The organism is Meinhardsimonia xiamenensis (assembly GCF_900102905.1).
In the GTDB taxonomy this organism is placed as follows: Bacteria; Pseudomonadota; Alphaproteobacteria; order Rhodobacterales; family Rhodobacteraceae; genus Meinhardsimonia; species Meinhardsimonia xiamenensis.
On record NZ_FNFV01000004.1, the window covers coordinates 374,371 to 381,295 of the forward strand.

At 66.3% G+C, this 6,925-nt stretch carries 10 protein-coding genes; 8 read left to right on the forward strand and 2 right to left on the reverse strand.

The features are described 5' to 3' along the window. Positions 1-147: 147 nt before the first annotated feature. The 8 genes from BLQ14_RS10915 to BLQ14_RS10945 all read left to right on the forward strand — a co-directional run bounded on the left by BLQ14_RS10915 (position 148) and on the right by BLQ14_RS10945 (position 5,762). Positions 148-2,190 carry a TonB-dependent receptor domain-containing protein gene (locus BLQ14_RS10915; protein ID WP_092500585.1) on the forward strand — a complete coding sequence of 681 codons (2,043 nt, stop codon included), beginning with the start codon at positions 148-150 and terminating at the stop codon, positions 2,188-2,190. A gap of 246 nt (positions 2,191-2,436) precedes the next feature. Further along, positions 2,437-2,562, forward strand: a complete 126-nt coding sequence (locus tag BLQ14_RS15625; RefSeq protein WP_281220850.1) for a hypothetical protein — start codon at positions 2,437-2,439, stop codon at positions 2,560-2,562. Then, entirely contained in the window at positions 2,562-2,726 is a 165-nt protein-coding gene (locus BLQ14_RS10920) for a hemin uptake protein HemP (RefSeq protein WP_176759543.1), read from the forward strand. The genes BLQ14_RS15625 and BLQ14_RS10920 overlap by 1 nt, the downstream gene beginning before the upstream one ends. A 77-nt stretch (positions 2,727-2,803) precedes the next feature. Further along, on the forward strand, positions 2,804-3,253 hold the full coding sequence (locus BLQ14_RS10925; RefSeq protein ID WP_211295358.1) for a hypothetical protein: 450 nt from the start codon (positions 2,804-2,806) through the stop codon (positions 3,251-3,253). Continuing rightward, on the forward strand, positions 3,250-3,933 hold the full coding sequence (locus BLQ14_RS10930; RefSeq protein ID WP_092500587.1) for a MotA/TolQ/ExbB proton channel family protein: 684 nt from the start codon (positions 3,250-3,252) through the stop codon (positions 3,931-3,933). Before BLQ14_RS10925 ends, BLQ14_RS10930 begins: the two co-directional genes overlap by 4 nt. Further along, positions 3,926-4,309: an ExbD/TolR family protein gene (locus BLQ14_RS10935; RefSeq protein ID WP_245657074.1), complete on the forward strand. Its 384-nt coding sequence runs from the start codon at positions 3,926-3,928 to the stop codon at positions 4,307-4,309. The genes BLQ14_RS10930 and BLQ14_RS10935 overlap by 8 nt, the downstream gene beginning before the upstream one ends. Further along, positions 4,306-4,692 carry an ExbD/TolR family protein gene (locus BLQ14_RS10940; RefSeq protein WP_092500589.1) on the forward strand — a complete coding sequence of 129 codons (387 nt, stop codon included), beginning with the start codon at positions 4,306-4,308 and terminating at the stop codon, positions 4,690-4,692. The genes BLQ14_RS10935 and BLQ14_RS10940 overlap by 4 nt, the downstream gene beginning before the upstream one ends. Next, complete coding sequence (locus tag BLQ14_RS10945; RefSeq protein WP_092500590.1) at positions 4,689-5,762, forward strand: TonB family protein; 1,074 nt, start codon at positions 4,689-4,691, stop codon at positions 5,760-5,762. Before BLQ14_RS10940 ends, BLQ14_RS10945 begins: the two co-directional genes overlap by 4 nt. 502 nt (positions 5,763-6,264) lie before the next feature. Here the strand turns inward: BLQ14_RS10945 and BLQ14_RS15285 are convergent. Both BLQ14_RS15285 and BLQ14_RS10950 read right to left on the reverse strand, forming a co-directional pair. After that, entirely contained in the window at positions 6,265-6,612 is a 348-nt protein-coding gene (locus BLQ14_RS15285; protein ID WP_143004484.1) for a hypothetical protein, read from the reverse strand. Next, positions 6,613-6,925, reverse strand: a 313-nt coding sequence (locus BLQ14_RS10950) for an integrase core domain-containing protein (RefSeq protein WP_143004485.1), incomplete at its 5' end; no start/stop codon positions are given.

A 6,925-nucleotide genomic window follows, 5' to 3' on the forward strand; every position in this document is an offset into this window, starting at 1 on the left:
GTGCGGTACGTGGCTGTCTCGAATTGTTGACTGTTTTAGTATGGTAAGGTTAAAGGTGCAACCCGACGCGATCTTTTCGCGGAGCAATCGGAAATCGCCGCGCCAGCCTTCGCAAGCCACGGCCAGTGAACATCGAAGGATGGCCCCATGCACAACTCCCTCCTGCGCGGCACGACCGCGCTTGTCCTCCTGTCGCTTGCCGCGCCCGGCCTCGCGCAGGAGGCCGATCCCGGTTTCCTCGGCACGCTGATCCTGACCGCCGGCAAGCGTGACCTGAGCTTTGGCACGGCGCTCTCGCGCACCGTGGTCGACGAAGAGGAGATCGAGGACCGTCAGGCCAGCACCGTGGCTCAGCTGATCGACTCGGTGCCTGGCGTGACATTGGTCAACGGCACCACCCCGCAGGGCTCGGGCATCAACATCCGCGGCTTCGGGGCGAATACCACCTATGGAACGGACCAGAAGATCGCCGTGCAGATCGACGGCGCCTCGGTCGGGTCGGAAGAGCTTTACCGGATCGGCACGCAGCTGTTCACCGATCCGCTGCTCTATCGGCGGGTCGAGGTCATCCGGGGCACCATCGGCAGCTTTGCTTATGGTTCGGGCATCGTCGGTGGCGTGGTGAAGCTGGAGACGCGCGACGCGTCGGATTTCACGCATGGAGAAACCGGCGTTGGCGGCTCGCAAACATTCGAGTACAGCAGCAATGGCGCGGGCTGGGTCAGCTCGACCAACCTCGCCTGGATGCCGGCACGGGGCACCGAGTTTCTGCTGAACTACACCTATCGCGATCAGGGTGAGCTGAAGGCGGGCGACGGTTCGGTGATCGGCAACAGCTCCTTCCAGACCCCGTCCTATCTTGCCAAGGGCCGGTTCACCTTTGGCCCGGAGGATGCGCATTCGCTCATGTTGAGCCACTCGAACACTGTCGCGGACGACAGGGACGTGCCCTATGACCAGTTCGGCACCACGGGCGGTTCATTCGGCAATGTCGATCGGCGCACCGACACACGGCAAACGGTTCTCGAATACCGCTTCGATCCCGCGAGCGAACTGATCGACTTGCGCGCAAATCTCTCTTACAGCGACCAGCAGATCGACCAGCAATACGTGGCGGGATCGTCACCGCTGGAGAGCAGCCCTTTCTTCGGCTCTGTCAGGGCCCTCGCGGACGCCGATCACCGCTATGAGACGACGAAGCTGACGGTTTCCAACCGGGCGCTGTTCGACACCGGCGTGATCGGGCATGACGTTCTGGCCGGCTTCGAGGCGCAGCGTCGGGTGCGCTCCGAAAACGGCGCGGCCGGCGCGCCGGGCGGCACCAACGACCGTTACGCGCTTTTCGTCATCGACGAGATGAGCATCGGCCGGGTCACGGTGACCCCGGCGCTGCGTTACGAATCGTCGCGAATCGAAAGCGCCGTGCCGCTCGCCGGCGCCCCGGACGTGTTCGAGAAGGACGCGCTCATGGGCGGTCTCGCACTCGCCTATGACTTCGGCAACGGCTTGTCGGTGTTCGGCTCGGCCGCCTATACCGAGGGGCTGCCCATCATCGACGATCTCGGCACGAGCGCAACGGCGCTGCGGCGCATGAACACCTCGGAGAAGTCGCGCACCCTCGAGTTGGGGATGGAATTCACAGGCAGCAGCGTTTTCGCGGCCGGTGACAGCTTCACGATCCGCGCAAACTACTACGATACCGAGCTGTGGGACATCACGAGCTATACCGTGAGCGGTTCGACCTCGACCAACCTCGATCATGTCTCCTCGCGCGGTTTCGAACTGGAAGCGTCCTATGGGCTTGCCAACGGCTTCTACCTCGATCTCGGCGGGCATGTGGGGCAGGGAACCGAGTTCAACCCCGATGGCACCAGCCGCACCTGGCGCAACAGCCCCGCAGACCGCGTGCAGATGACCCTGGGCCGCAAATGGGGCGAACGTCTCGACCTGAGCTGGGAAATCGTGCATGCCACCGACCGGATGGATTCAAGCGGCGCGGTGCTGCCCGACGTGACGCTGCACAACCTGCGTGCCACATGGCGCCCGCGTGGTCAGCGCTGGCTTGACGATACCGAGGTGCGCTTTGGCGTCGAGAACCTTCTGAATGTCGACCATGTGGGCCACCTCGCCTCACCGAGCCGGAAATCCCCCGGCCGGACCTTCAAGGTTTCGCTGACCAAGGCATTCTGAACCCTTGGCCCTCACCCGAGGCCGGCGGGCACTGTCCGCCGGCCCTGCCGCTTCGTGCCGCATGGCCGAAAGCGCAATGCCGTGCCGCCAGAGATTAGTTGACAAATTTACTTGGCTTTTGTAGACCCCTCTTCGGCAGAGGCTTTTCCTCCTCATCAAAGCGGCTCTGCCAACTGTGCAGGAAGTGTCCAGAAAGGTCCCAGCCACCGTCGCGGCAGCCCGGACTTCGCCAACAGGAGTTCGACCATGGCAACGGCCGTCGAAGCTGCGCGACCGCTTTTCCGCAAGCCCGATGCGTTGGCGCATGTGCCGGTCAAGACAATGGCCGGTCACGCCGGGAGTCTGCATGTGGAGATGAAGCAATGGGCGTGATGTCAGACCTGCCGAAGCCCGTCGCGGTCGAGCCTTCGGACGGGACGGCGATTTATGACGCTCGCGCGCTGGTGACCAACGGGGTGAAGGCTTTGATTACCCTCGATGGGCAGATCTACACGCTGCGTATCACCCGTGCCGGCAAGCTGATCCTGACCAAGTAGAAACAGGCCGGGCGGCTGCCGGGCGCGGCATCCATCCATGACAGACAGGAGACCACCACATGGCCTCATTGCGCGACATGGCCGCGGCAGGCATCGGCCTTGCCCTGGCGGCCTCGGGCCCTGGCCCGGCCCACGCCGAAGCGCCTCAGGCCGCAGCGGCCGCGTCGGACTCCGCTCGGCAGATCGCGCTTGAACTCAACACCATCGACCAGACCGATGAGGCCTGCCGGATCACCTTCGTGATCCGCAACGCTCTCGGCAGCGATCTTGAAGGCGCGGTGTTCGAAGCGGTCCTGTTCGACTCCGGCGGGCGTGTCGAACGTCTCACGCTCCTTGATTTCGGCGCGCTGCCCGCCGAGCGCATGCAGGTGCGGCAGTTCGCCCTGCCCGGCCTCGACTGCGCGCGGCTAGGGGCGGTGCTCATCAACGGTGCGGAAAGCTGCGCGGGCAAGGGGGTCGGCGCCGGCGACTGCATGGCGGCGCTATGGCCAACGAGCCGCGTGCAAGGCGTCGAGATGCTGAAATGATAGAACACGTCCTTGATGGCCTGCGGCGCATCGTCGAGTTGGGCGGGCCCGTGGTTCTGCTGCTGGTGGCGCTGTCGGTGCTGGTCTTGGCGGTGTCTCTTTACAAGCTCTGGCAGCATGCCGCGGCGGGAGTGGGCCGGCACCGTGAACTGACGCGCGCGGTGGCGCTGTGGGATGCAGGAGACCGGGCTGGCGCGCGCGCGGCCCTCGAGCGCTCGCGCAGCTATCTCGCGCCGGTCATCGCCATGGCGATGGAAGCCGCGTCGGGCGGGCGGGGCGACGCGGAAAGGCTCGAGGCCGAGGCCGAAGCGCGGTTTGCGCGCCTCGAGAGCGGCTTGCGTCTGCTCGATTCGATTGCGCAGCTGGCCCCGCTTCTCGGACTGTTCGGTACGGTTCTCGGCATGATCTCGGCCTTCCAGGCGCTTCAGGAAGCTGGAGCCCGGGTCGATCCGTCGGTGCTGGCCGGAGGCATCTGGGTCGCCCTTCTGACCACCGCCGTCGGCTTGGGGGTGGCCATGCCGACGAGTCTTGCCCTGAGCTGGTTCGACGCGCGGATGGATGCCGAGCGCGTGACCGCCATGCGCGCATTGCACACGGTGCTGGCGCCCTCGGCCGGAAACATGGCAGGCGCTGCCAGCACCCCGGATTCGCTGGCGGGTCGGCGCAGGGCCCATGCCTAGGCGAAAGGTGCGGCGGCGGCTGTCGATGACGTCGCTCATCGACGTGGTCTTCCTTCTGCTGATGTTCTTCATGCTCACATCGACCTTCTCGCGCTTTGCCGAGATCGAGCTTGCCGCGGCCGGTGCCGCTTCGGGCGGTGCATCGCAGCCTGTGCGCGCCTTCCTGGCGCTTGGCCCCGAGACGTTGCGCCTTGGTCCCGAGATGATCGCACCGGGTGAGCTTCCGGCCCGAATCGCGGCCCTGAGGGCTGAGGATGGCCGTCTCGACGTGCTCGTCGCGCCGGCGCCCGGGGTCACGTCGCAAAGGCTGGCCGAGCTCTTGGTTCTGCTGCGCGGCATCGAGGGCATCACCGTCACGGTGCTGGAGGGGGCATGAGACGCCAGCCGCGCCGGGCCGAACGCGAGCCGACAGTGGCGCTCATCAACATTGTCTTCCTGATGCTCGTGTTCTTTCTCGTCGCCGGTCAGATCGCCGCGCCGGTCGAGCCCGATCTGCGCCTCGTCCGCGTGGAGGGAGCCGAAAATGCGCCGCCCGGCGATGTGCTCGTCGTCCATGCGGACGGTCGGCTCAGCCACCGCGGCCGGCCGGTCGCTTCGGCCGCGGCTCACCTCGCCGCCCTTCCGGAGATCGAGCGACAGCGCGTGCGCCTGATGCCCGACCGCGAGCTGCCTGCCTTGCGGCTGGTCGCGATTGCCCGGGAGTTGACACGCGCCGGAGCCGGAACCGTGGTGATCGTCAGCGGGACGACGGCGCCATGATCCCTTCCTCGCCGCTTGCCCGGATCACGGCGTTCGCTGCCGCGCTGGCCGTGCATGCGCTCGGCGCAGTTGCCATGATGCCGCGCGGCGCCGTGATGATCGAGGCGGCCGGCGGCACCGCGGAGCTGCGGCTGGGAGACGGTTTTGCCGATCTGGCCGCGGGCACCGTTCAGCCGCTCGAGGCCGAGACGGTGAAGCCCGCGCGCACCGAGGCGCGACCGGCGCAGGCTGCCCCGGCATCGGCCACGCGCGCGATGGAGGGCGGGCGCCTGAGCACGGCGCCAACCTCGCCAGCGGCGGAGCTGCTCGCGGCCGGGCAGCCCGCACCAAGGGCCGTGCCGGTTCCGGCTCAAGCGCCCCCGGCGGCGAAAACCGCCGTCATTCCCTCACCGGCAGTCGCCGCACTGCCTGTCACCGCAACGCCGGCGCGCCGGGAATTGACACCAGCGGCACAGGCACGGCAGGAAACGCCTACCGACACGACAGCCGCCGCGCCGAAGGCGCAGCCTGCCCGAACGGTCGTGGCCGATCGGGTGCAGGGCACCGCACCACAGACGGCGCAAGAACAGGCGCCATCGCCCGCAGCCGCGCCCCGGCCTCCGCAGCGGCCAGCCGCGCGGGACGGTGTGCCGCGCGCTGCCCGCGAGACGGCCACGCGCAGCCGGCCCGAAACCTCCCCCGGAACCTCCGTCGCGGCCGCCCCGAGGGGCAGCGCCAGGCGAGACATGCGCGCCGGAGCCGCAACAGGGCAGGCCGAGGCCGGCGTCACGCGGTCGGGCGCGGGCGCGGCGCGGGGGGAGGTCGGCAACGCCGCGGTCTCGAATTACCCGGGCCAGGTCTTCGGTCGGCTGGCGCGCATGGGCAAGCCGCGGGTGCGCGCTCAGGGCGCCGCCATCGTTGCATTCACCGTCGGCACTGACGGGCGGCTGACCGGCATCGCCCTGGCGCGCAGCTCAGGCTCGGCCGAGCTCGACCGCGCGGCGATCCGCCTCGTTCGTGCCGCAGCTCCGTTTCCCCGCCCACCTCTGGGCGCCCGGCGCAGCTTCACCGTCGAGATCCGCGCCCGCTGAAATGCGGGGAGCAGCGCGGGGAGGCCCCGTTGCCTGCGGCGCTGGTCTCAGCCTCGAAGTGGACGGCGCGGCGGGAGGCTCGCCCCTTTGAGGCGCTCGCTCTGCCCGTGCTCAGGGCCACGCCCGCGCGGCCCGCGAACGGGTGTGAGTGCCTTCCGCCTGTCAGGATGGATACGGCCGGGGTCACGCCGACCGCGTGGGACCTTGCCCGTGTTTCGAGCCGAACAGGCAAGTGTGCCAAACACATCGGGCAGTCACGGACTATCGCGGAAGTTGTAGTGGTGCCGGGGGCGGAGTCGGACAAGCGATAAGATCACCGGCTGATCAATAACTTGAGCAATTTTGGAAAATCGCCTGCACCCCGGTGCGTACCCCCGGAACCCACATAAGCGAACCGGGAATCAAACGGGGCCGTGAAAACTTGCCTATTATGAGACCCTACACCTTCTGGGTTACCCGCTAAGTTCAGTACAATGAACTAGGAACATTGTACTCGAACATTTCAATCGCCTGCGCTATCCGGTCCAATCTTGTCCATGAACCATTTGACCAACCCGGGAAGTTCAGATGTTCCACCAGTAAGTGCAACAACGCCAAACCGTACAGCTTTCTTGCCGACTTCGCCGCCGGCTCCTCTGACCGCTTGTTCGATGAATAGACGAAAGAGAGATTTTTCATCGGATGCACCGAGGGCAGACTTGTGCCTCTTCAGCTCTTCTTCAATCTCAGCACGAGATGCGTCCGGCATTACTTCAAATACGAGGGCAAGGAACTTGTCGCCCGATAGTACCAGTATCGAGTTGTTGAATGATGAGTCGACGATGTGACCTGCCCCCCGCTGGTCCCTCATTCATAACGAGAGTCTGCGGGTTTGGGTTTGATAGTCTTCGGTTTCGGTTTGGGCAAGCGCGCCGGGCGCGGAGCCGTCGATTTGCTCAAGCGCTCGGCGCGCTTGCAGCGGCGTCCGGTTTCCGAGTGACGAGTGCGGCCTGATGGTGTTGTAGTCGTAGCGCCAAAGGGCCAGCTTCCGGCGGGCATCGTCCAGGGTGTCAAATATCTCCTCGTTCAGCAGCTCGTCGCGCAGGCTGCCGTTGAAAGACTCGATGTAGGCGTTCTGCTGCGGCTTTCCGGGGTCGATGTAATGCCACGGCACATCGTTCTGG